Source organism: Alloalcanivorax xenomutans, from assembly GCF_900217905.1.
In the GTDB taxonomy this organism is placed as follows: domain Bacteria; phylum Pseudomonadota; class Gammaproteobacteria; order Pseudomonadales; family Alcanivoracaceae; genus Alloalcanivorax; species Alloalcanivorax xenomutans.
The window spans coordinates 206,885-229,285 of record NZ_OBMO01000001.1 but is presented as its reverse complement, the minus strand read 5'-3'; the positions used below and the strand labels follow the sequence as shown (position 1 = coordinate 229,285).

The following is a 22,401-nucleotide window of genomic DNA, read 5'->3' as shown; positions in this document are numbered from 1 at the left end:
AAGTCCATGGATCGAGCGCGCTCCGCGGAGCGCGCCAAGAGGGTACTCTTGTCATGAATTTTTCTCGTTTCTTCGTCGACCGCCCGATCTTTGCCGCGGTGTTGTCGATCATCATCCTCGCGGTCGGCGCCATCTCGATCCCGATGCTGCCGATCAGCGAGTATCCGGAAGTGGTGCCGCCCTCGGTGGTGGTGCGCACGGTTTACCCCGGCGCTAACCCCAAGGTGATCGCCGAGACCGTGGCCACGCCCCTGGAAGAGTCCATCAACGGCGTCGAGGACATGATGTACCTCAAGTCGGTGGCGGGCTCCGACGGCGTGCTGCAAATGACCGTCACCTTCCGCCCCGGCACCGACGCCGATGACGCCACGGTAAGGGTGCAGAACCGGGTCAGCCAGGCGCTGGCGCGATTGCCCGAGGACGTGCGCCGCCAGGGCGTGACCACCCAGAAACAATCGCCCACCTTTTTGATGGTGGTGCATCTGACCTCGCCGGACGGCCGCTACGACACGCTGTACCTGCGTAACTATGTGCGCCTGCATGTGAAGGATGTACTGGCCCGGATCCAGGGCGTCGGTGATGCGCAGATCTTCGGCGGCGGTGACTACGCCATGCGCGCCTGGCTGGACCCGGACAAGATCGCCTCGCGGGGCATGACCGCCAGCGATGTGGTGGGTGCCATTCGTGAACAGAACGTTCAGGTTTCCGCCGGTCAGCTCGGCGCCGAGCCGATGCCCAACAGTGATTTCCTCACCCTGATCAATGCCCAGGGCCGGCTGCGTACGGTGCAGGAGTTTGGTGACATCGTATTGAAAAGCGGTGAGCAGGGCGAAATTGTCCGGCTTTCCGATGTCGCCCGTCTGGAACTGGGCGCCGGTGACTACACCCTGCGCTCGCAACTGGATGGCAAGGACGCGGTGGCGGTGGGTATCTTCCAGGCGCCCGGCGCCAATGCTCTGGAAATCCGTGATTCGGTGATCGCCGCCATGGATGAACTGTCCACCCGTTTTCCGGAAGGGGTGAAGTACGAAGCGGTGTACGACACCACTATTTTCGTGCGCGACTCCATTCATTCGGTGGTGAAGACCCTGCTGGAAGCGGTGCTGCTGGTGGTGCTGGTGGTGACGCTGTTCCTGCAGACCTGGCGTGCTTCGATCATCCCGTTGCTGGCGGTGCCGGTATCGGTGATCGGTACCTTCTCGGTCTTGCTGTTGCTCGGCTATTCCATCAATTCACTGACGCTGTTCGGGCTGGTGCTCGCCATCGGGATCGTGGTGGACGACGCCATCGTGGTGGTGGAAAACGTGGAACGGAACATCGAGGAGGGGCTCTCTCCGGTGGCCGCCGCCCATCAGGCGATGAAGGAAGTGTCCGGCCCGATTGTCGCCATCGGTCTGGTGTTGTGCGCGGTGTTCATTCCCATGGCGTTTCTGTCCGGGGTCACCGGTCAGTTCTATCGCCAGTTCGCGGTGACCATCGCCATTTCCACCGTCATCTCCACGATCAATTCGCTGACGCTGTCACCGGCCTTGGCGGCCAGACTGCTGCGCTCCCATGATGCGCCGAAGGACCGCCTCACGCGCATCATCGACGGGCTGTTCGGCTGGTTGTTCCGTCCGTTCAACCGTTTCTTCAACCGCAGTTCGGAGAAGTACCAGGGCGCGGTGGCGCGGTCACTGAGCCGTCGCTCGGTGGTGTTCATGGTCTATCTGGTGTTGCTGGTCAGCACTGGCTTGATGTTCAAGGTGGTGCCGCCGGGGTTTATCCCGACACAGGATAAACAGTATCTGATCGCCGGCGTGAAACTGCCCGAAGGCGCTTCCCTGGAGCGCACCGACAAACTGCTCAAGACGGTGACGGACATCGCCATGGAGGCGGACGGCGTGGCGCACTCGATCTCGTTCCCGGGACTCAATGCGCTGCAGTTCACCAATACCTCCAACACCGGCCTGGTCTTCCTGCCGCTGGACCCGTTCGATCAGCGTGAGCGCACCGCGGAAGAGATCAACGCCGAGATCAACGCCAAGATTTCCGCGTTGAGCGAGGGCTTCGCGTTCTCCTTCATGCCGCCGCCCATTCTCGGGCTGGGCAACGGTGCCGGTTACCAGATGTTCATCGAGGACCGGGGTGGCTTGGGGTATGGCGCTTTGCAGGAGGCGGTCAGTGCCTTCCAGGGCGCCATCTCGCAAACACCGGGGATGACCTTCCCGATCACCAGTTATCAGGCCAACGTGCCGCAGCTGGACGCGGTGGTCGACCGCACCAAGGCGAAAGCCCAGGGCGTGCCGATGACGGAGCTGTTCGACACTTTGCAGACCTATCTGGGGTCCACCTACGTGAACGACTTCAATCGCTTCGGACGCACCTGGCAGGTGATTGCCCAGGCCGACGCGCCGTTCCGTGACAGTGTCGAGGACATCGCCAATCTGCGGACCCGCAATGAGCAGGGAGAAATGGTGCCGATCGGTTCCATGGTGGATATCCGGCAAACCTTCGGTCCGGATCCGGTATTGCGCTACAACGGCTACCCCGCCGCCGACCTGGCCGGCGAAGCCGATCCGAGAGTGATGTCGTCCGCCCAGGCCATGGACAAACTGACGGAACTGGCGGATCAGATTCTGCCCAACGGCATGAGCTTCGAATGGACCGACCTGAGCTTCCAGCAGCACACCCAGGGCAACGCGGCGCTGGTGGTCTTCCCGTTGGCCATCCTGCTGGTGTTCCTGGTACTGGCGGCGCTGTACGAGAGCTGGGTACTGCCGTTGGCGGTAATCCTGATCGTGCCGATGTGTATGCTCTCCGCGTTGATCGGTGTGTGGTTCGGCGGCGGCGACAACAACATCTTTGTACAGGTCGGGCTGGTGGTTCTGATTGGCCTGGCCTGTAAGAACGCCATCCTCATCGTGGAGTTCGCCCGTGAGCTGGAACTGCAGGGCATGGAGACCGTGACGGCCGCTCTGGAAGCCTGCCGCCTGCGTCTGCGTCCGATCATCATGACCTCGATCACCTTTACCGCCGCCGTGGTGCCGCTGGTACTCGGTCATGGCGCCGGCGCGGAAGTGCGCCAGGCACTGGGGATCGCCGTGTTCGCCGGCATGATTGGTGTCACCTTGTTCGGACTGTTCCTGACGCCGGTGTTCTATGTCGGCCTGCGCAAACTCGCCGGCCCGCTCAAGCACTCCCACGCTTCCACCATGGACGGCGAAGCCCACGGTCTTTCAGGAGAAAGTCATGCATAAGTATGCCCTGAGTGTTGTGCCACTGATCATGGCCCTGGCCGGTTGCGCGGTGGGGCCGGACTATCAGGAGCCGGAGACACCGTTGCCGGAGCGCTTCGTTGGCGCCGACCAGGTGCGGCCGTTCGATGAAAACGCCGAGCGCCGTTTCTGGTCCGGCTTTGATGATCCGTTGCTGGCGGACCTGATTGATCAGGCACTCAACGCCAATCACGACCTGCGTGCCGCGCTGGCGCGCTACCAGAGAGCGGAAGCGCTGTTGCGCGGTGCCCGCCGGGAGCAGCTGCCGAGTGTCACCGTCAACGGCAGCGCCGCCGAGCAGCATCTGGCGGAAGTGGAACAGAGCCCGCCGGGTGGCGCGGAGCGGGTGGAGCTCTATCAGGCCGGCGTCGCTGCTGGCTGGGAGCTGGACCTGTTCGGGCGTTTGCGGCGCGCCACCCAGGCGCAGGCGGCGGAACTGGATGCCGCGGAAGCGGATCTGGGAGCGCTGCAGGTGGCCATGGCCGGACGCATCGCCAACAGCTACTTCCAACTGCGTGGCCTGCAGCAACAGCTGCAGGTTGCCCGCCGTAACGTGGAGAATCAGCAGCAGGCGCTGGACATTGTTCAGGCTCGCATGGAAGACGGCAACGCCACCCGTTTGGATGAGGCCCGCGCCCGGGCGCAACTGGACGCGGTGCGGGCCACGGTGCCGCAACTGCAAACCGCGATTCGGACTTACATGTACCGCATCGCGGTGCTGACCGGGCGCACCCCGGACAGCCTGGTGACCACCCTGGCCGAGCCCGGTGATTTGCCGGCGCAAGTGCCGGATCTGGCCACCGGCACGCCGTCCGGCGTGCTGCGCCGGCGCCCGGATATCCGTGCCGCCGAGCGTCGCGTGGCCGCCGCCACCGCCCGTATCGGCGTGGCCACCGCCGACCTGTTTCCGCGCTTCACGCTGGAAGGGCTGATCGGCAGCGTCGCCTCCCGTGACGGTGACCTGTTCAGTGGCCCGGCGGAAAGTCGGCGCATTGCCCTGGGGGTGGATTGGACCTTCCTCGACTTTGGCAAGGTCCGCTCCCGTATCGATGCCGCCGACGCCGAGACCCAGGCCGTCATCGCCGAGTACCAGCAAACCGTGCTCGCGGCGCTGGAAGAAACGGAAACCCAACTGGTGCGTCATCAGCAGGCCCGTGAACGCACCGAACTGCTGCGCCACGCCACCGACGCCGCGCAGCAGGCCGCCGAACTGGCGCGCCTGCGCTACCGGGAAGGTTTCATCGGTTTCTTCGAGGTGCTGGACAGTGAGCGGGAGCTAATGGACACCCGCGACGCCTTCATCCGCAGCCGCACCGAAGTGACCCTGGCGATGGTGGATCTGTACCGCGCCCTGGCCGGCGCACCGGTGCCGCCGGAGCAGGATCCGGCAAGGAGAAGCGCGGCGCGCTAAGTAACGGCCGGGTCCGCTTGCCGTCCCGAAAGGTATCAATGCAGCGCTGTCTACAAGGCCGCTGTGGGAGATTCTATGGTGCCCTGCAAGCCCGCCACGCTAGTGCGCCATTCGCCAGCAGGCTGGCTCCCACGGATCATGCCACGAAGCCGCTGTGGGAGCTTGCCTGCAAGCGAATTCGATGTCAGATGATGGGAAAAAAACAAAAAAAAGCCCGCATGCAGAATCAAGCAAGGTTCATGGAGCCCTGGGTATTAGCAACACTGCTTCCAGCGGCGACAATAAACCCACATAAAGGACACAACGCGACAGGAGGAACCGACATGCTCGATACCCGTGCTTTACAGCGTTCGACACGGACCACCAATCCGGCGATCCAACGTTTCCTGGCGCTCACCGCCTGCTATTTGCGTACCCCGCTGGCGCCGTGATCTTCACGCGATGCTGCGCTCCCGACTGATTTACTGCCAACAGGCCTTTTAGTGGTCTCTCGTTAAATCGGCGGTGCTGGTCCACCGCTCCGATTTCTTACCCCCAAGAGGTCAGGGACGACCTTCTTTTTTTCTCTCTGTTTCGGTTGATGGCGATTTGCCATCGGATTCCCTATCATCGGCGCGCCCTGCCTTGATGGATTCTCCGATGATCGTTCGTGACCGTCCCAACCCCATTGCGTTATTGATCGCCCTGCGTGGCTCGGTGGTGCCGGATATCCTGCCGCACATCCTGCTGGTGGCGTTGTTTGCCTCGGCGATGACCCTGGTGAGCCAGTACCACGTATTGGATGTCAGCCATTACACGGTGATGCCGGTGACATTGCTGGGGATCGTGCTGTCGATCCTGCTCAGTTTCCGCAATAACGCCGCCTATGACCGTTGGTGGGAAGCGCGCAAACAGTGGGGCCAGATGGTGTATGAGATCCGCAGCCTGGCCAGGACCAGTGGCACCTTACTTAGTAATAAAGAGCTTGGTAATGAAAGGTTGGGTGATGATGAGCCGCGCCGTCGGGAACTGCTGGAGCTGGTCCTGGCGTATGCCCATGCACTGCGCGGGCAACTGCGTGGGGAGGACGTGCGCGAGGACCTGTTAAAAGTGCAGACTCCTGCGGCGGTGGATCAGGCCCTGGCCCATCGCAACGGCGCCGACTGGTTTTTGCGCCGGGCCGGTGAGTGGGTGGGGGAGCGCTATCGGGAAGGACATCTGGACAGCATCGGCGTGAGCCAGCTGGATCAGCGGTTGACCGCTTTGGCCAGTGTGCAGGCCGCCAGTGAGCGCATCGCGCAGACGCCGTTGCCGTTTGCCTACGCCCTGCTGGCCCATCGCACCGCCTACATTTACTGTTATTTGCTGCCGTTCGTGCTGATCGGCTCTCTGGGCTGGAGCACGCCTTTGTTCGTGGCGGTGGTGGCCTACACCTTCTTTGGACTGGACCGCCTGGCGGAACATCTGGAAATGCCCTTTGGCCGCGAAGCCAACGATCTGCCGTTGGACACCATCTGCCGGACCAATGAAATCTCCGTGGCGGAAGCCCTGGGCGATCCGGCGCCGGAACCGCTGCCGGTGGTCAACCACCAGTTGCAGTAAACGGGGGCGACGGCTTGCCCGGCGGCGCCCGCTGGCTCAACATGACAGCTTCGCGCTGTGGAGACGGTTGATGCAAGACGCCTACTTCTATGAGCCCGCCAAGGGCCACGGTCTGCCCCATGATCCGTTCAATGCGCTGGTGGCGCCGCGCCCGATCGGCTGGATCGGCTCCCGCAGCGCCGAGGGCGTGCTCAATCTCGCGCCCTACAGTTTCTTCAATGCGTTCAATTACCACCCGCCGATCATCGGCTTCTCCAGCATCACCTATAAGGACAGTGTGCGGAATATCGAAGCCATCGGGGAGTTCACCTGGAATCTGGCCACCCGCGCGCTGGCGGAAGCGATGAATCAAAGCTGCAAGGCGGTCCCGCCGGAAGTGAATGAATTTGAACTGGCGGGGCTGACGGCGGAGCCGTCTCGGTTGGTGTCGGTGCCGAGAGTGGCGGAAACACCGGTCTCCTTTGAGTGCCGGCTGAGCCAGATTCTGCGTCTGAACACCGCCGCCGGTGAAGCGGTGGACACCTGGGTGGTGTTCGGAGAAGTGGTGGGGGTGCATATCGCCGCCCATTTGCTCAAGGACGGCATCTACGACACCGCCGCCGCCGAGCCGATTCTGCGCGCCGGCGGCCCGGCCGGATACTTCTCCGTGGATCCCTCCCAGTATTTCGAGATGTACCGGCCCCGCTGATCGGCGGGGCTTTATTCAATCCGCTTTTTCCTGGCGCTTGGCGATCTGGTGTGTGTCCTCGGTCAACCCGATCTGCCAGTAGCCGCTGGCGTACAAGCGGCGCCGGTCCACCCGCCGCTCCTGGACCAGATAGCGGCGAATGGCGCGCACCGCGCCGCTTTCCCCCGCTACCCACACCGCCGGAGAGCCTGTCAGCCAGGGCAGGGACATGACCTTGTCCACCAGCCCCAGGGCAGGTTGCTCCGGGTAGGGATTGAGGCGCCAGTGCACCTCCAGGCCAGAGGGGAAAGGCAAGGGCTGCTGATCCGCGGGGGAGAGAATGTCCAGTACCGCGTAGCCCTGGGCACCGGCCGGCAGACGTTCGATATTGGCGCTGATCGCCGGTAACGCCGACATGTCACCGGCGAACAGGAACCAGTCGGCGTCGAAATCAACGAACTTCGGCGCTCCCGGCCCGGCAAACCCGATGCGGTCCCCGGGGCGGGCATGGGCCGCCCAATGGGACGCGGGGCCATGGTCGGCGTGCATCATGAAGTCGACGAAAATCTCACCTCGAGTCTTATCGAAATGACGCAGCGTATAGGTGCGCACCACCGGCCGGCGCCACGGTGGCGTGTCGCCGTAGGGCGGCAGCGCGATGTCGGTTTGCCCCTCGCGGGGAATCAGCAATTTGAAGTTGGCGCTTTCATGATTCTCGGGAAAGTCACTGAGATCGCCGCCGCCCAGAACCACCCGCTTCATATTGGGCGTCAGGTTCTCGGTGCGCAGGACTTCCAGAATCCGGGGAGCGGGCCTTGGCATGGTCTGTCTCTCCACTGGATGTGGGTTGTGGTATCGAAATGTTTGGTAGACAATATCAACCATATTTCCAGTGATTGACAAAGTCAACAGTAGTGTCAAAAGAATCCGATATCCGTAATGCGATCTGGCAACTGGCGTTTCAGTTCAAGGTCAGCAGTAAAAAAGCCATCCGCCAGTACGGCTTGCCACTGAACGGCATGCATGTGCGCATCCTGCATATGATCGGCGCCACCCCGGCGTGCACCGCCAACCGGATCGTGTTGGCTTCCGGGCGCGACAAGGCGCAGATCACCCGTCTGCTGAAAGAGCTGGAAGGTATGTCGCTGATCCAACGCGCGCCGAATCCCGATGACAAGCGCAGTCAGATTGTCTCTCTGAGTGGGAAGGGCGAGGCGTTGATGGCCCGCGCCCGGGAGGCGGAACAGGATGTGGTGACGCGATTGTTGAGGGGAATGAAGAAAGACGAGATCGATACCTTTGTCGGCCTCGCCGGGCGCATGCTGGACAATCTGCGCGAGGAATAGAAAGGAGATCTCTCTCCCATCCCTTCATAGGGGCTTGGTAGCGGCGGGAAAGACTCCCTTGCTTGTCGGTTACCTCGAAGCTGATCGGCGTTCCCGCAAAGGCGTAACGCCGATCAGCGTCCCCGATGGAGAACAAGATCGTTTCCTCCCAACCCCGAAGACCCGTCACACGATCCGCGGTGGCGCATCGCCGTGCTGGATCCCGTATTTACGAATCAGCGCTTCGCGTTTGTCCGGATCGAAGTTGATGTTGCGGGCGTCGTAGCCGGCGTGTTCCAACAGACGCTTGTCCATGAGCCGGTACCACAGCGGCGGAATATAACTGACCAGGAACATACCGAAATAGCCGTTGGGCAGGCTGGGCACATCGTCGAAATGCCGCAGGCTCTGGTAGCGCCGGGTCGGATGGGCATGGTGATCGGAATGCCGCTGCAGATGAAAAGTGGCCCAGTTGGAGAACATATGGTTGCTGTTCCAGCTGTGATACGGCTGGGTGCGCTCGTAGCGGCCGGTTTTGGTTTTATGCCGCAGCAGGCCGTAGTGCTCGATATAGTTGGCGGAGGTCAACTGGAACGCGCCCCAGAACGCGGTGCCGAGGATGTACGGCAGAATGCCGATGCCGAACAACGCCAGCACGACTCCCCAGGCAATGGCCGTGATGATCGCCGGCTGAATGATTTCGTTGTCCAGGGACCACACCGATTTGCCCCGTGATTCCAGGCGCTCCTGCTCCAGCTTCCAGGCCCGGCGGGCGGCACCGGGGATCTCCCGCAGTACGAATTTCCAGATGCTTTCGCCCATGCGCGAGGATGCCGGGTCCTCCGGCGTGGCCACGTCCCGGTGATGACCCTTGTTGTGCTCAATGAAAAAGTGGCCGTAGGCGCAGGGCGCCAGCACGAACTTGGCCAGCCAGCGTTCGCCCTTGCCTTTCTTGTGGCCCAGTTCATGGCCCAGGTTGATGCCGACGCCGCAGGTGCCACCGAGCAGCAGAATCATCGCCAGCAGACCGTGCCAGGGCAGGTCCTGGGTACCGACGAACCAGGCGCCGAAAAACCAGGCGCCCCAGATCACCGGCACCAGAGCGTAGGTGACCCAGCGGTAATAGGGATCCTCTTCCAGTTGCGGCACCACCTCTTCCGGCGGGTTGCTGCGATCCTCACCGATCAGCATGTCCAGAACCGGAACCGCCAGGTAATAGAACACCAGCGGAATCCACAGCATCAGCGCATTGCCGTTGGCCAAATACAGCAGCGGCCCGATGAACACAATGGCGGGCACGAAGATGGACGAAAACCACAAATGGCGTTTGCGATCCCGATAGACCACGCCGGACGGGCCGGTGAACTCACCTGCCTTGCTCATACCGCAATCCTCTTTTTGTTATCCGATCACCGGATGGTGCGCCCAAGCCGGTTTGTGCGGCACCGCCAGGAGTGGCAGAAAATCGTCATAAAGTGACAAGTGAACGGGCGCGCCGGCAGGGTAAGCTGAGGATCATCCGTTTATGGCGGCGAGGGAGAAACCAATGAGCATCCAGGTGGCCGCCCGGCTCAGACCGGCGATTCATCCGACTTACCCGAGACTGCTGTGCGCCCATTTGCACTCCAGGGGCTTCGATAACGCCACCATCTTCGAGGGCACCCGCCTGCATTGGGAGCAGCTTCTGGGTGAGCATCGCTACCTGAGTCTGGAGCAGATGTCCCGCCTGATCCGCCGCTCCATCGAACTCACCGGAGAGCCCTGGCTGGGGCTGGACATCGGCGGCGTTACCTCGGTGTCCGCCCACGGCCCGCTGGGCTTCGCGGTGGTCTCGGCGGCGGATCTGGGGGCGGTGCTGCGGGTGCTCTCCCGCTTCGTCGGCGTGCGCTTCCAGCCGGTAACGGTGCATTTGCGCGAGGAGCCGGAGCGGGTGGTGCTGACCATGGAGGAAGAAGAGGACCTGGAAGAGGTTCGGGAATACGTCAACGGCGCGGTGCTCGCCACCTTCTTTCACCTGATCGATACCGTTACCTCCCGGCGTCTGCGGGATCTGGTGGTGGCGATGCCGATCCCGGAACCGGAGTGGGCGGAGATCTACACTGAAAAACTGGGTTGCCCGGTCCGCTTCGGGACTTCAGCGCTGACCATCGAAGTGCCGTCCGAGTTGTTGGGCACCCCGTGCCTGACCTCGGATCCCGGTCTGCACCGCACCGCGCTACGGGATTGTGAGCATCAACTGCGGCAACTCCAGGGCGGGGGACCGCTGAGTCAGCGCATTGGCGTGCAACTATTGGAGTGTGAGGGTCACTACCCGAGTCTGGATGAGATGGCCGCGCGCCACGCCATGTCCCGCCGTACCCTGATCCGTAAATTGAAAGAGGAAGGCTCCAGCTATCAGGAACTGCTGGATGAGGTGCGCCGGGAACTGGCCGCCTGGTATCTGTTGGAAACCGCGCACCCCGTGGAGCGCATCGCCGAGAAACTGGGGTACCAGGATCCCTCCAATTTCAGCCGCACCTTTCAGCGCTGGTTCGGCACCACGCCGTTGCGGATGCGCAAAGGGGAGTGAGTCTCAGAGGGCTTGCAGATTGCGCTCGATCTCGAAGATGTGTTCATCCTGCTCGCCAAGCTCGCGCAGCGCCTGGGCCAGATTCAGCAAGTACTCGCGATTGGCGCCGCTGGGGCCGTGGCTGCGGTGGATGTGGGCGGCGATCTCCGTTTCCGGTGCCGGGCCGAGAAAGGCGGCGTTGTCGGCGGTGGCAATATAGACCAACCCGTCCTCCTGGCCGCCGTCCTCGAAGGTCATCGGCGTGGAGAAACGCAGATAACCGTTTTTCTCACGCACATCCAGTTGTTCGAACACCGCTGGGCTGACGCGGTAGGCCATGCCGGCACAGCGCGCGCCCGGTGCTTCAATCAGCGTCACCACCCGGCCGGGGTTTTCCGGAGTGCCGCGATGATCGTGGGAGCCCTGCCAGAAGCGCCGGGCCCAGCCCTGAATCGACGCCGGCCGCCGCTCCTGGAACGGAAAATCCACCTTGAAAATCAGCGAGCCGTAACCGAACAGCCACACCGACTCGTGGTCCTGGAACAGGCTCCGCTCGCGGTTGATCGCGGTGGTATCGATCATGCCCGGGTGTCCTCCGCCCGGCGTTGACGCTCCGCCAGTGCGGCATCGCCATTGTCCTGATCCGGCCAGCCTCCCAGGTGATCGTGTACCAGCGCCGCCAGCGCATCCAGATGGGCCGGGCAGTCGTTCAGCGCCGGAATGTAATCGAACCGCTCGCCGCCGGCTTCCATGAAGTAACCGCGATTCTCCACGTCGATCTCTTCCAGCGTTTCCAGACAGTCGGCGGAAAAGCCGGGGCAGAACACCTGCACGCTTTTCACCCCCTCGCCGGGCAGGGCCTTGAGCGTGGCGTCGGTGTAGGGCTGCAGCCATTCCTCGCGGCCGAAGCGGGACTGGAACGTGACCTGCCATTGGCTCTCGTTGAGACCCAGCCGCTCCGCCAGAAGGCGGCTGGTTTTATGGCATTCGCAAAAGTACGGGTCGCCTTCGGTGAGGTAGCGTTTGGGCACGCCATGATAGGAGAACAGCAGTTTTTCCGCCCGGCCATGCTGTGCCCAATGGCTGTGAATATGCTCCGCCATGGCATCCAGGTAGGGTGCGTAATCGTGGTAATGGCTGATGAAACGCAGATCCGGCAACCAGCGCCGGGCGGCGAAATCCTGCGCCACGGCGTCGAACGTGGAGGCCGAGGTACTGGCGGAATACTGCGGATACAGCGGCAGCACAAGCAACCGGGTAACGCCTTGCCCGGCCATCCTCTGCAACACCGAAGGAATGGACGGGTTGCCATAGCGCATGGCGAACTCCACCACCAGATCCTCGCCATACTCGGCCTGCAGCCGCTGCCGCAGCCCCTCGCACTGATTGCGGGTGTGCACCAGCAGCGGCGAACCCTGCTCCGTCCAGACCCCGCGGTAGGCGTGGGCGGAACGGGGCGGGCGGATCACCAGAATCACCAGATTCAGGATCAACCACCACAGCAGGCGCGGCACCTCCACCACCCGGGGGTCGGACAGAAACTCACGCAAATAGCGGCGCAGCGCCGGCGTGGTGGGCGCGTCCGGGGTTCCCAGATTGGTGATCAGCACGCCGGTACGCAACGGGCGCCGGTGGCTGAAATCAGGCTGTCCAGTGAACTTCATAATGGTTCCGATGAGCCAGAGGTTGACCGGCGGCAAGGCACCGGATGTCGATGGCGCCATGATACCGGAACCGGAAGCAGGTAACAGATATGGCCCCGATAGATATGGGCCATCAACTCGGCCCATTGCCGGCAAGTGCGCTATATTACTTGCTGTTGGAATAATCACGGTCGGTTGAAGGCCGCTGTCCCTAAAATTGTGGTGGATCAGGTTGCCTCTTGCCAGGTAAGGCGAGTCGACGGGCAGCGTTCCAGGACACGCTACAAGCACGTCCATGTGGGCTCGGGTTTGGCCTTCCCTGGCCAAACACGGTCCTGGAGCGCTGCCCGCCGACTCTCCACGAGCTCTGAAGCCGCCCGCTTCGAATCCCCCCAGGCTACCAAGCCGCTGTGGGAAGCTGCCGGGCGGCGCTCCGCTTTAGCAGCAAATGGCAGCGCGGAACAGTCATACAGAAAGAACCGCGATACGCACGCGGCAATCAATGGGAGCAGTAAATGCGCGACATACGCGAAGAATACCAAGGCAAAGGATTGAGCGAAGCGGACCTGCTCGCCGATCCGGTGGAACAGGTGCGTTTGTGGGTGGAAGAAGCAGTGAACGCCGGCCTCCCGGTGGCCAACGCCATGACCCTGGCCACCGTCAACGCCGAAGGGCAACCCTCCGCCCGAACCGTACTGCTGAAAGGCGTGGAGCAGGGCGGCTTCGTCTTCTTCAGCCACTACGACAGCCGCAAGGGCGACGACATCGAAGCCAGCGACAAAGTGGCCTTCGTACTCTACTGGTCACCCATGGATCGCCAGATCACCGTGCAGGGCCGCGCCCGTAAAGTGGATGCCGAGACCTCCCGCGCCTACTTCAAAACCCGCCCCTACGGCAGCCAGATCAGCGCCGTCGCCTCGCCGCAAAGCCGGCCCGTGGACCTGGAAACCCTGGAAGCGGACGTCGCCCAACTGCGCCAGGAATACCCGGAAGGCAGCGACATCCCCATGCCGGAAAACTGGGGCGGCTACCTCATCGTTCCCGAAGAAATCCAATTCTGGCAAGGCCGGCCCAACCGCCTCCACGACCGGGTACGGTACTTCCAGGACGACGGAAAATGGCTGCGGGAGCGGCTGGCGCCCTGAAAAGCAGTAAGTAGCTAATAACAGAAAAATCTTCGATCTTTAGCCGCTGTGGGAGCCAGCTCTGCTGGCGAATATCTTTTTGAAATGTCCGACGATTCGTTATCAGGGCAACCTCCCACAGCCGCAACACGTAAATACGCTGTTTCTTCAACATTTGGTTCTACGTAGCGGGCGTGATGTCACGGGCATCCGTCGCTATCCGTTTCCATGGCTTTTTCTGATGGTTGCCCATGGGGCCAACTCTGTGATCGTTGAGAAATAAGAAAGTCAGGAAAAGGGGGCAGACAATAGGGAGAGTTTGTCACGTGGCTATTTTTCTGGTTCTATTTGGTGGTACTAAAAAGCAATTTGATGGGGCGCCGGCGCGTTGATTGGATATTCGAGTCAGCGTCTGAATGCCCGCCATAAAAACTATGACTGAGCTCCGAAAAAACATCGCGAAGGACTTGGGTTGGCTGGAAAGGTTATGCCGAGGCGGGATATGGCGGCACAGTTCAGCCCGAAGATCGGGTCTTCTTCGCAGTCAGCGGAGAAGTCATCGCTGGTGTGGTCCGTCTAGCCATTGAAAACGGCTCCCTCGTATTGCGCGGCATGCAAGTGGCCGAGGCTTATCGCGGCAAACGGATTGGCATGGCACTCCTCAGGTATTTGGCAGATGACCTGGGTAACAAACCATGTTTTTGCTTGCCATATTCACACCTGGAAGCATTCTATGGAATCGTGGGCTTTCAAGTGGCGAACGACAGCGAAATTCCGTTGTTTTTGGCGGAGCGAAAGCATGCGTATCTTCATCGCGGTATGGACGTTGTATCGATGGTTCGGCACTCCGCTGAACCGGTTTTATAACAAGCCAACTAAAACCGACGCCAGAAGGCGGTGTGGTTTAGAGGAGCATTATGTGGTGTGAAGAAATGGATATCGTAGCAACATTGATAGCTTCTCTACTTTCTGGAGTGGTAGGCGTCACGATATCGACTTTGTACTATCGGCGCCATGAGAAGAGAAAACAGAAATTCGAGGTATTGCGGAGAATCGTGGGTACACGATATGCCCTCACCGAGAAGACAACGAATGAAGCAAAGGTCGTATTCTTTAGTGCTTTGAATGAAGTGGTAGTTCTCTTTCATGACAACAGAGAGGTGATCGAAGCACTTAATAACCTCCACCGTGAGCTTAAAGTGCAAGGCAGGTTGCACGACAATTTGGTGACCTTATTTAAAGCGATGTGTCGTAACCTTAATGTTAGTAGTGCTGGATTGAATGATGAATTCTTCTTGCGTCCCTTCTCACCGTCGGTCGAGTTTTGAGAACATAGTCATGCGCTCCAATCAACGCAGATGGCGCTGCGCGGATCGGGTTGCTCGGTACACAGTAAAGAGGGATTATGGCTGAAATTGCGACTTATTTAGGAACTATGTTTGGCTTAGTTGGGTTGATTGCTGCCTATTGGCAAAACCGCCAGAAAGCGAATCTGGAAAAAGTCATCAGGGCCAACAGTTGGTTCAACTATCAAAGATCAAATAATTCGAATGGAACTCTGCAAAAAGCGATGAGGCTGTACAAGGAGAGACATGAAGGCAGTCTCGACCCAGATGTTATCGAGGAGCTGGCTCGAGCTGATGCTTTTGGCCAGGAAGTACACAAGGAAAGCGTGCGCCAAATTCATTTTTCCGAACCTTCGTTCAAGAAAGAAAATATTGAAAGCTGGGTCAGCGAAGGGAAAATTTCTGAAGGGGCGAAACCGCTGTTTTTACAGCTATCTGAAGAAGGTGCGCGAACTGATTGGGGGCAGGTCTTGCCATTTGCCTTTGTAAGACGCTTCCTCATGAGTTTGGCAAAGGGCAAGACTTGACCCCAAGAGTCCGGGTGTCGCTTGTGGACGATTCGCAGCAAGATAGAAATCGGAATTACCGAAGGGTGCAGTGCTATGGACTTGTGCGTAAAATTGGCGCCGACTGAGGATAAGCAAAACCTGAGAGATCTTCTCACTCGTTACCTGTTAGAGCTTAGCCGTTACGGCGACGTGGACACCGCCTACCCATACTTCGGTTCCTACTGGGATAATAATGAACCCCGATGGCCATATCTTGCTCGACATGGCAGCGAAAATGTCGGCTTTGCCCTAGTGAATACATGGTCTCCTTCAAGCAAAGGCACCGATTTCGCGATGGCCGAGTTCTACATCGCGCCGCATGCCAGGAAGTCAGGAGTTGGATGTGAAGTGGCAAAACGGGTTCTCACCCAGCATCCGGGTATTTGGGAACTTAGTATTACATCGTTGAACGACCCCGCAAAACGATTCTGGCCTAAAGCTATCAAAGCGTCGCAAGCCACGGGGATCGAGCAAATAGAAACGGAGGATGAGATAATCTATCGTTTTGCGATTAGATGAGCGTGCCGAACGCTTCAGACTGCAGGCCCTGATTGTGTCACCTAGCAGCGACTTGAACGTTGGAGGGGGCGTTGGGGTCACAGGAGGGCGTTGGGCTCAGGTCTTGCCATTTGCCTTTGTGAGACGCCTCCTCATGAGCGTGGCAAAAGGCAAGGCCTGACCCTGATAGCTCTACTTGATCCGCTTGCTTTCAGAGGTGGAACTTCAAGCGTGTAATCTGGGTTACGTCCGAGGTGAGCTGGAGAAGAGGTTGGACTTGCTCCCAAAGACCTCCAATAACGATTAGCGGGCAGAGTCAGGGAGGGTGAATGAGCGATGAAGGCTACTATGATAAGGCACTGGAAATGGAGGTGTATCCCCATCTCAGGGTGGTCCTTGATATGGTCGACACCTCTCTGCCCAGGATAGCTGTTGATGCTGGTTGTGGCGTGGGGCGTGACGCCCTGTTCTTGGTTGAACAGGGTTATGTGGTACATGCTTATGATAAGAGTGATGTGGCCATGGCTCGCTTACGGGAAATGGCAGGAAAGGTTTGCGGCGAGACGCTATTCCCAGAGGTGTCGAGTTTCGAAGCGTTTGACTATCCAAAATCCTCCTTGATCAGCGCTTGTTCCAGCTTGTTTTTCTGTGATCCTGGAGTGTTCCCGTTCGCTTGGGAGAAGATTGCCCGGTCACTGATGAGAGGTGGCATCTTTTGCGGGCATTTCATGGGGCCGAATGATTCCTGGGCGCGGATGGAGCGCGGTGACCTGACTATTTTCGACAGAGCCGAATTGGGTCGGCTCTTTGATCGCGATTTCCATGTCATCGACATCCATGAAAATGACGCTGCAGGTGTGACCCTGCTTGGTGCTAAAAAGCATTGGCACACCTACTCCGTTGTTGCCCGAAAGAATACTTAACATCTTCTGTTAGTCGGTGTAGATATTGAAGGCTTGGGTCCGCATGGCCGCGGCCATGCCTTTCTGCGTGATCGGGGTCAAATCTTGCCATTGGCCCTTGTGAGACGGTTCCTTTTAGGGGGAGGAAGGCAAGATTTGACTCTCCGGCTGCTCCGTTGTCTTGTCGATCGATTAGTTGTTATTTTCTATGATTTGGAGAGTCAGGTGTTTAGGTTACTGTTCGTGTTGATTATAAATTTCACGATTTCCGGTTGTTCCATGACTTACTCAATGCAAGAGGCTCGCTCGCTCTCTGATGATGAGGTGGCGATTCTTATCATTGAAACACCCTTTATGAACCCCTATGTTTATGTTTCCGCCATTGACGGGGTAAGCAGGGGGTACGGAGAGTATAACACCTTCCGGCTTGTGCCCGGAGAGCGGCATATTACGCTAGTCGGTAATTCTCATTCAGGGTTTTATGAGGACCCCAAAGTCGTCGTTTTCGGAGCGAGGTCCGGACGCTATTATAAAATCATCCTTACTGAGATTAGCTATAGGCCATACTGGACGGCTGGCATTGCCGATTCGTCAACTGGGGAGCGGGTCGAGATCAGGGTATACTCTCCTGAATGTGATATGCATCCCTGGCGTGGTAGACGGTGTTATATTGAGCAGCGTGTCGAAGACGTGCACGCACCGAGTGATCTTTTGAATCAGTCAGATGAATAAGCTGACTTCTGAGCGTGAATCCGGCATGGCGTGCATGCGCGTATGGGAGCACGGGCTGATTGGGGGCAGGTTTTGCCTTTTGACTTTGTGAGACGATTCCTCCTAAGGGTAGAAAAAGGAAAGACTTGACCCCAAGAGTCCCGTGAGTTGGGCTATTAACGATCACGGAGAGTGATTGGGAGCTGGTCTTGTTAATTACCTTTATGAAGACGTTCTGCCTAGCATTAGAAAAAAGCAGAAGCCAGCCACCGGGGGTGGGTTTGTGGTGATTCTGTAACCACCAATTTAGAAGGAAAAAATCCATGTCGCTAACGAGATTGCTCGTCCCGACTTATACTCAGATGCTTGGGATGCTCTCGGGTTGGTTAAAGAAGGCACAGACGCAAATGGGGGAAGGGAAGCGCTGTTATCCGCGCGTCTCGCGCCAGACATGTTTCCTCTGTCGACACAGGTCCGGTTTGTTTGTGTGCAGGCTCGAGAAGCTGTCTTTCGGCTTAAAGGAGAAGCTTTTCCAGAATCTATCGAGGAACTGCTCGAAGAAGGACAGAATGCAGGCGACCGGCCAGGTTCGCTCCGGGATGCCCAAGCCCGGATCGATGAAACTATTGCGTTATTGGATGGTCTGGCTCCCGACGCCTTGGATGTGGGCACGGAGAATCTCATTGTGCACGAACTTCCGAACGGAATGATTCTCGATCTGACCGCCGAGCAATATGCTCGAGACTGGGCTCTGGCCCAATTTTATTTCCATCTCATGACCGCTTACTCAATATTGCGCCGCGAAAAGGTCGAACTTGGAAAGGCTGATTACGTGGCGCACATGCTCCCATATATTCGTCCGGAAACGATACCTAAAGGTTGATGGCTGATTGAAGGCAGGCTTCGCCTTTATCTTTTCCACGATGGTTTCTCCAAAGTTATCAAAAGATGGTTTTATTCGGGCGCGCTGCTTCGCTGCGCGCCAGCGCATTGAAACGTTGGGATCGGTGCACACGTATGGATAGCCAGAGTGGCTTGGAATGAAAGTGATCGATCTGGACACGGAGACAGGCAACCAGCTTCTGGAAACGCTAATAAGTGAGGGCTGGCAAAAGGTCAAGGAGTACCCGCCTCTGGCTTTTGATAAGGGAATCGATTTCGACAGTTTCACCCTCAGGAAAGACGGCCTGGAGCTGGTGCTTGAGTGGACCAATTGGGTCGAGTGGGAGATCCGTGGTGACGACGCGGCGCTTGAGGCGCTGGCTGATCGATATGCCTTGAAGGTCAGGGAGGAGCGCGGTACGGGAGGCGATTCGTGACTCTTCCCGGTTTTGGCTATGATGGTGCTTTTCCCGAACAGCGAGGTCCATTGTCATGCCGGAAGTTCCCTCAAGCGCAAAGGGGCGCTGCCGTTGCGGACGGGTTGAATTCGAGGTCCATTCCAAGCCCATGGTCACCATGGCCTGCCATTGCACCGGATGTCAGCGTATGTCGTCCAGCGCGTTCAGCTTGAGCGCGCTTTTTCCCGGCGAGGCATTCACTGTCACTCGGGGGGAGCCGGTGATCGGCGGGCTTCGCGGTGCCACGCGGCACTTCTTCTGCGATTATTGCATGAGCTGGTTGTTTACCCGCCCGGAGGGTGAGGTTGATTTGGTCAATGTACGTTCCTCCATGTTTGAGAATGCCGCCGACTATCGTCCATTTATCGACACATTCACCAAGGAGAAGCTGGAGTGGGCGAGCACCGGGGCGGTCCACGGTTTTGATGAGTTCCCGCCCCAGGAGCAGTTTCCGTCGTTGCTTCAGCAATACGCGGACACCAGAGAGTGATGGGTAGCTCCACGTTCAAACGTGGTAATACCGCTCCTGTACCCTGAGGCAGCCGCTGCGAAGGTGGCATCCCGTTACCGAAAATGGGCCGCATGTATCCGGGCGCGTTCCTGAGTAATCCGACATGAGAAACATCGAGTTCGTTGGTCTTGGCCAGGTCGATCCTGAAGCCCTCCTGGCATTGATGAACGAAGCGTCACTGAGAACGCATCTGGTCGACCATGACCACTTCGATTCCACTAGCATTCGAGCCTGGGTAAAGGAAAAGGAAGCGCTGGATGCGTTGCCCGGTTGTCGGGTTCGTGGAATCCATGTGGACGGCAGGCTGGCGGGATGGTGCGGGATTCAACCGGATGAGGCAGGTTTCGAGCTGGCTATCGTGCTTTCCCGGGAATTTTGGGGAATTGGCCTCTCCGTATTCAGAAGCCTGATGAGCTGGGCCAGCGAGTTTGGTCATGAACAGGTCCTGTTTCACCTCCTCGGAAGCCGACCGCAATACCGGGCCCTGGAGAAAATGGCTGACAAGGTGCACAACAGCGAGCTGCTGGGCCGGCGTTTCACGACCTATCACCTAACCGTGGGGCAGTATGTTCAATGATGCTCATCGGCGGGAGAGGTAGCAGGCCTCTTCCCTTTCGTCGGCCTGTATCAGGCCTGGATCGGCCGATTTGATAGCGAAAAAAGTGATTGGGGTCAGATCTTGTCTTTTGTCCCTGTGAGACGGTTTCCCTCAAGGGCGACAGGCGCGGGGCCTGGCCCTCGGGCTCTTCACGCGGCCCGAATGACACCTAAAGTGCCAGATACAGCAATGAGGGACCTTTCATGGAAATACAAGAATTACACAGAGGTCGCCTAATCGACCACATTCAGTTGGTGGTCAAGGATCTCTCGGTAAGCCACACCTTTTATGCGGCGGTTTTGGCCTCCCTAAACGTGCCTGTTGGAGGGCAGGGAGACGGCTATTTCTGGGCAGACGAACTGTTCGTAACGGGTATTGATAGTGCCGCGGCACTGGGGGCGCTTACCGGACGCCACCACATAGCGTTTCAGGCCAGAGACCGAACAATGGTGGACGCCTTTTATAAAGCCGCGTTGGCGGCCGGGGGCAGGGATAACGGGGCTCCCGGTGAGCGCAGCTACCACCCTGGTTATTACGCTGCATTTGTCCTGGATCCAGACGACAATAATATCGAGGCGGTTTATCACGGCGAGGCGTCTCGTAGCGCAAGGTCCGTATTGATCACGTTTTGAAAGCAGCGGAGGTGCCATGGCCCGTACTTATGCGATAAGGTCAGTCTGCGGAGCGGATTTCGCCCTGCTTAAGTCGTGGCGCACCAGGCCCCACGTTCGCCGCTGGTGGGACGAGCCTGACGTGGAACCGGATATCGAAAAGCTTGATGATCCGCGCATCGCTCTCTGGATCGCGAGCCACGCCGAATGTCCGTTCGCTTTCCTGCAGGACTACGAGATCCACGCATGGCCGGACCATCACTTTAACTATCTGCCGCCGGGGGCGCGCGGCATCGACCTGTATATCGGTGAGGCGGACATGCTTGGGGTTGGTCACGGGGCAGCGCTGCTACGTCAGCATGTGGGTGAGCTCTTCAGGCAGGGTACGCCGGCGGTGGGCATCGATCCGCACCCTGACAACATCGTGGCGATCCGGTGTTTTGAGAAAGCGGGGTTCGCCATAGCGCGGGAGAGGGTTGAAACCGATTGGGGGCCGGGGGTGTTGATGGATCGACGTAACATGGCTCTGATGGCACCCGGAAAACGCAGCTGAGTGCGTTTCAGAATGACCGTTGAGGTCAGTTTGGCGATCAGCGCTGTGGAAGATGGGGCGCGTCCATCAGCACGCTTTTCGTATTTCCCTTTACAAGCCGTACATAAAGGAGTTCAAGTGATCACCTGCTATCTCAAGTATGTCATCGACCCTTACAAGGTCGCTGAGTTTGAGCGCTACTCGAAGATGTGGATACCGTTGGTCCGGAAGTTGGGTGGTCAGCATCACGGCTATTTCTTGCCATCCGAGGGCGCCAATAACATCGCCATCGCTTTGTTTACGTTTCCATCTCTGGCCAAGTACGAAGAGTACAGAAAGGCGTCTTTCAAGGATGCGGAGTGTCAGGCCGCGTTCAGGTATGCGGAGGAAACCCGCTGCGTGGTGAGCTGCGAGCGCAGTTTTATGAGGCCTGTCTTTGAGTAGACTGACGCTGGTGTTCCGGTAAGCCGGCTGGCTCGAGGGCCGGCGAAGGAGGGCGCCGGATTCTGGCGCCCTCAATACAAACAACCCTCGATGATCCTGCCTTAGACAGTCAGATACTTCTTCACTAATGCATCATCCAGTTCCCCAACTGCCCCTTCCGCCACGTTACGGCCGCGGTCGAGAATGGTGAAGCGGTCGGCGGTGGCGCGGGCGAAGTGGAGTTTTTGTTCCACCAGCAGCACGGTGAGGCCTTCTTCCCGGTTCAGGGTTTTGATGACACGGCCGATCATGTCGACGATGTTGGGCTGAATGCCTTCCGTGGGTTCGTCCAGAATCAGCAGTTTCGGGTCCAGGGCCAGGGCGCGGCCGATGGCCAGTTGCTGTTGCTGGCCGCCGGACAGGTCGCCGCCACGGCGGTGGCGCATTTCGTGGAGCACGGGGAACAGTTCATAGATCCGTTCCGGGATCTTGCGCTGGCGATCCGGACGCGCCTGCAGGCCGGTTTCCAGGTTCTCTTCCACGGTCAGTAATGGAAAGATCTCCCGGCCTTGGGGGACGTAGCCGATGCCGGCACGGGCGCGGTCCTCGGCGGCTTTCTTGCGCAGGTCCTGGTCGAGAAAGCGGATCTCGCCGGATGCCGAAGGCAGCAGGCCCATGATGGTTTTCAGCAGTGTGGTCTTGCCGACGCCGTTGCGGCCCATCACGCACAGGCATTCGCCCTGTTGCACGGACAGGTCCAGATCCCAGAGCGTATGGGATTCGCCGTAGTATTGATTGATGCCTTTCAACGACAGCATGAGCGTT

General features: G+C 59.0%; 24 protein-coding genes. 19 read left to right on the top strand and 5 right to left on the bottom strand.

The features are described from left to right. The first annotated feature begins 53 nt into the window (after positions 1 to 53). The 4 genes from CRO06_RS01060 (at position 54) to CRO06_RS01045 (ending at position 6,937) form a co-directional block, all read left to right on the top strand. Positions 54 to 3,239 carry an efflux RND transporter permease subunit gene (locus CRO06_RS01060; protein WP_097057529.1) on the top strand — a complete coding sequence of 1,062 codons (3,186 nt, stop codon included), beginning with the start codon at positions 54 to 56 and terminating at the stop codon, positions 3,237 to 3,239. Further along, positions 3,232 to 4,668, top strand: coding sequence for an efflux transporter outer membrane subunit (locus CRO06_RS01055; RefSeq protein ID WP_097057528.1), 1,437 nt, complete (start codon positions 3,232 to 3,234; stop codon positions 4,666 to 4,668). The genes CRO06_RS01060 and CRO06_RS01055 overlap by 8 nt, the downstream gene beginning before the upstream one ends. A 639-nt stretch (positions 4,669 to 5,307) precedes the next feature. Further along, positions 5,308 to 6,249, top strand: a complete 942-nt coding sequence (locus CRO06_RS01050; RefSeq protein WP_097057527.1) for a bestrophin family protein — start codon at positions 5,308 to 5,310, stop codon at positions 6,247 to 6,249. A 70-nt stretch (positions 6,250 to 6,319) separates the two neighbouring features. After that, positions 6,320 to 6,937: a flavin reductase family protein gene (locus CRO06_RS01045; protein ID WP_218839851.1), complete on the top strand. Its 618-nt coding sequence runs from the start codon at positions 6,320 to 6,322 to the stop codon at positions 6,935 to 6,937. Between the two features lie 15 nt (positions 6,938 to 6,952). On the opposite strand, the gene CRO06_RS01040 is transcribed toward CRO06_RS01045, so the two are convergent. Beyond that, positions 6,953 to 7,738: a siderophore-interacting protein gene (locus CRO06_RS01040; RefSeq protein WP_097057525.1), complete on the bottom strand. Its 786-nt coding sequence runs from the start codon at positions 7,736 to 7,738 to the stop codon at positions 6,953 to 6,955. A gap of 92 nt (positions 7,739 to 7,830) precedes the next feature. On the opposite strand from CRO06_RS01040, the gene CRO06_RS01035 reads away from it, so the two are divergent. Beyond that, the gene (locus CRO06_RS01035; RefSeq protein WP_097057524.1) at positions 7,831 to 8,262 is read left to right on the top strand and encodes a MarR family winged helix-turn-helix transcriptional regulator; all 432 of its coding nucleotides are present in this window, start codon (positions 7,831 to 7,833) and stop codon (positions 8,260 to 8,262) included. 165 nt (positions 8,263 to 8,427) lie between these two features. Here the strand turns inward: CRO06_RS01035 and CRO06_RS01030 are convergent, their stop codons facing one another. After that, on the bottom strand, positions 8,428 to 9,624 hold the full coding sequence (locus CRO06_RS01030; protein WP_022993905.1) for an alkane 1-monooxygenase: 1,197 nt from the start codon (positions 9,622 to 9,624) through the stop codon (positions 8,428 to 8,430). A gap of 163 nt (positions 9,625 to 9,787) precedes the next feature. Here CRO06_RS01030 and CRO06_RS01025 point away from each other — a divergent pair, with 163 nt between their 5' ends. Then, positions 9,788 to 10,810 carry an AraC family transcriptional regulator gene (locus CRO06_RS01025; protein WP_097057523.1) on the top strand — a complete coding sequence of 341 codons (1,023 nt, stop codon included), beginning with the start codon at positions 9,788 to 9,790 and terminating at the stop codon, positions 10,808 to 10,810. A gap of 3 nt (positions 10,811 to 10,813) precedes the next feature. On the opposite strand, the gene CRO06_RS01020 is transcribed toward CRO06_RS01025, so the two are convergent. After that, positions 10,814 to 11,371, bottom strand: a complete 558-nt coding sequence (locus tag CRO06_RS01020; protein ID WP_097057522.1) for a gamma-glutamylcyclotransferase — start codon at positions 11,369 to 11,371, stop codon at positions 10,814 to 10,816. Then, positions 11,368 to 12,453 (bottom strand): ferrochelatase, encoded by a 1,086-nt coding sequence (gene hemH / locus CRO06_RS01015; protein WP_097057521.1) that lies wholly within the window; start codon positions 12,451 to 12,453, stop codon positions 11,368 to 11,370. The genes CRO06_RS01020 and hemH overlap by 4 nt, the downstream gene beginning before the upstream one ends. Positions 12,454 to 12,947: 494 nt before the next feature. Here hemH and pdxH point away from each other — a divergent pair, with 494 nt between their 5' ends. The 13 genes from pdxH (at position 12,948) to CRO06_RS00945 (ending at position 21,597) form a co-directional block, all read left to right on the top strand. Continuing rightward, on the top strand, positions 12,948 to 13,577 hold the full coding sequence (gene pdxH / locus CRO06_RS01010) for a pyridoxamine 5'-phosphate oxidase (RefSeq protein ID WP_022993901.1): 630 nt from the start codon (positions 12,948 to 12,950) through the stop codon (positions 13,575 to 13,577). Positions 13,578 to 13,994: 417 nt separating this feature from the next. Then, positions 13,995 to 14,423 carry a GNAT family N-acetyltransferase gene (locus CRO06_RS20360; protein WP_097057520.1) on the top strand — a complete coding sequence of 143 codons (429 nt, stop codon included), beginning with the start codon at positions 13,995 to 13,997 and terminating at the stop codon, positions 14,421 to 14,423. Between the two features lie 65 nt (positions 14,424 to 14,488). Next, complete coding sequence (locus tag CRO06_RS01000; protein ID WP_143247698.1) at positions 14,489 to 14,884, top strand: DUF6680 family protein; 396 nt, start codon at positions 14,489 to 14,491, stop codon at positions 14,882 to 14,884. A 77-nt stretch (positions 14,885 to 14,961) separates the two neighbouring features. After that, the gene (locus tag CRO06_RS00995) at positions 14,962 to 15,429 is read left to right on the top strand and encodes a hypothetical protein (protein WP_097057518.1); all 468 of its coding nucleotides are present in this window, start codon (positions 14,962 to 14,964) and stop codon (positions 15,427 to 15,429) included. A gap of 21 nt (positions 15,430 to 15,450) precedes the next feature. Further along, positions 15,451 to 15,969 (top strand): GNAT family N-acetyltransferase, encoded by a 519-nt coding sequence (locus CRO06_RS00990; RefSeq protein ID WP_143247697.1) that lies wholly within the window; start codon positions 15,451 to 15,453, stop codon positions 15,967 to 15,969. 308 nt (positions 15,970 to 16,277) lie between these two features. Then, on the top strand, positions 16,278 to 16,871 hold the full coding sequence (locus tag CRO06_RS00985; protein WP_097057516.1) for a class I SAM-dependent methyltransferase: 594 nt from the start codon (positions 16,278 to 16,280) through the stop codon (positions 16,869 to 16,871). A gap of 1,072 nt (positions 16,872 to 17,943) precedes the next feature. Continuing rightward, on the top strand, positions 17,944 to 18,444 hold the full coding sequence (locus CRO06_RS00975) for a DUF1993 family protein (protein ID WP_218839850.1): 501 nt from the start codon (positions 17,944 to 17,946) through the stop codon (positions 18,442 to 18,444). A gap of 157 nt (positions 18,445 to 18,601) precedes the next feature. Beyond that, positions 18,602 to 18,880 carry a hypothetical protein gene (locus tag CRO06_RS00970; RefSeq protein WP_097057514.1) on the top strand — a complete coding sequence of 93 codons (279 nt, stop codon included), beginning with the start codon at positions 18,602 to 18,604 and terminating at the stop codon, positions 18,878 to 18,880. A 55-nt stretch (positions 18,881 to 18,935) separates the two neighbouring features. Further along, positions 18,936 to 19,391, top strand: coding sequence for a GFA family protein (locus CRO06_RS00965; protein ID WP_097057513.1), 456 nt, complete (start codon positions 18,936 to 18,938; stop codon positions 19,389 to 19,391). A 124-nt stretch (positions 19,392 to 19,515) separates the two neighbouring features. After that, entirely contained in the window at positions 19,516 to 19,989 is a 474-nt protein-coding gene (locus CRO06_RS00960; protein ID WP_097057512.1) for a GNAT family N-acetyltransferase, read from the top strand. A gap of 224 nt (positions 19,990 to 20,213) precedes the next feature. Beyond that, entirely contained in the window at positions 20,214 to 20,642 is a 429-nt protein-coding gene (locus CRO06_RS00955; RefSeq protein ID WP_022993898.1) for a VOC family protein, read from the top strand. 16 nt (positions 20,643 to 20,658) lie between these two features. Further along, on the top strand, positions 20,659 to 21,174 hold the full coding sequence (locus CRO06_RS00950; protein ID WP_097057511.1) for a GNAT family N-acetyltransferase: 516 nt from the start codon (positions 20,659 to 20,661) through the stop codon (positions 21,172 to 21,174). 12 nt (positions 21,175 to 21,186) lie between these two features. Continuing rightward, on the top strand, positions 21,187 to 21,597 hold the full coding sequence (locus CRO06_RS00945) for an NIPSNAP family protein (protein ID WP_425319664.1): 411 nt from the start codon (positions 21,187 to 21,189) through the stop codon (positions 21,595 to 21,597). A 101-nt stretch (positions 21,598 to 21,698) separates the two neighbouring features. Here the strand turns inward: CRO06_RS00945 and urtE are convergent, their stop codons facing one another. Further along, complete coding sequence (gene urtE, locus CRO06_RS00940) at positions 21,699 to 22,394, bottom strand: urea ABC transporter ATP-binding subunit UrtE (RefSeq protein WP_063142305.1); 696 nt, start codon at positions 22,392 to 22,394, stop codon at positions 21,699 to 21,701. Positions 22,395 to 22,401: the final 7 nt, after the last annotated feature.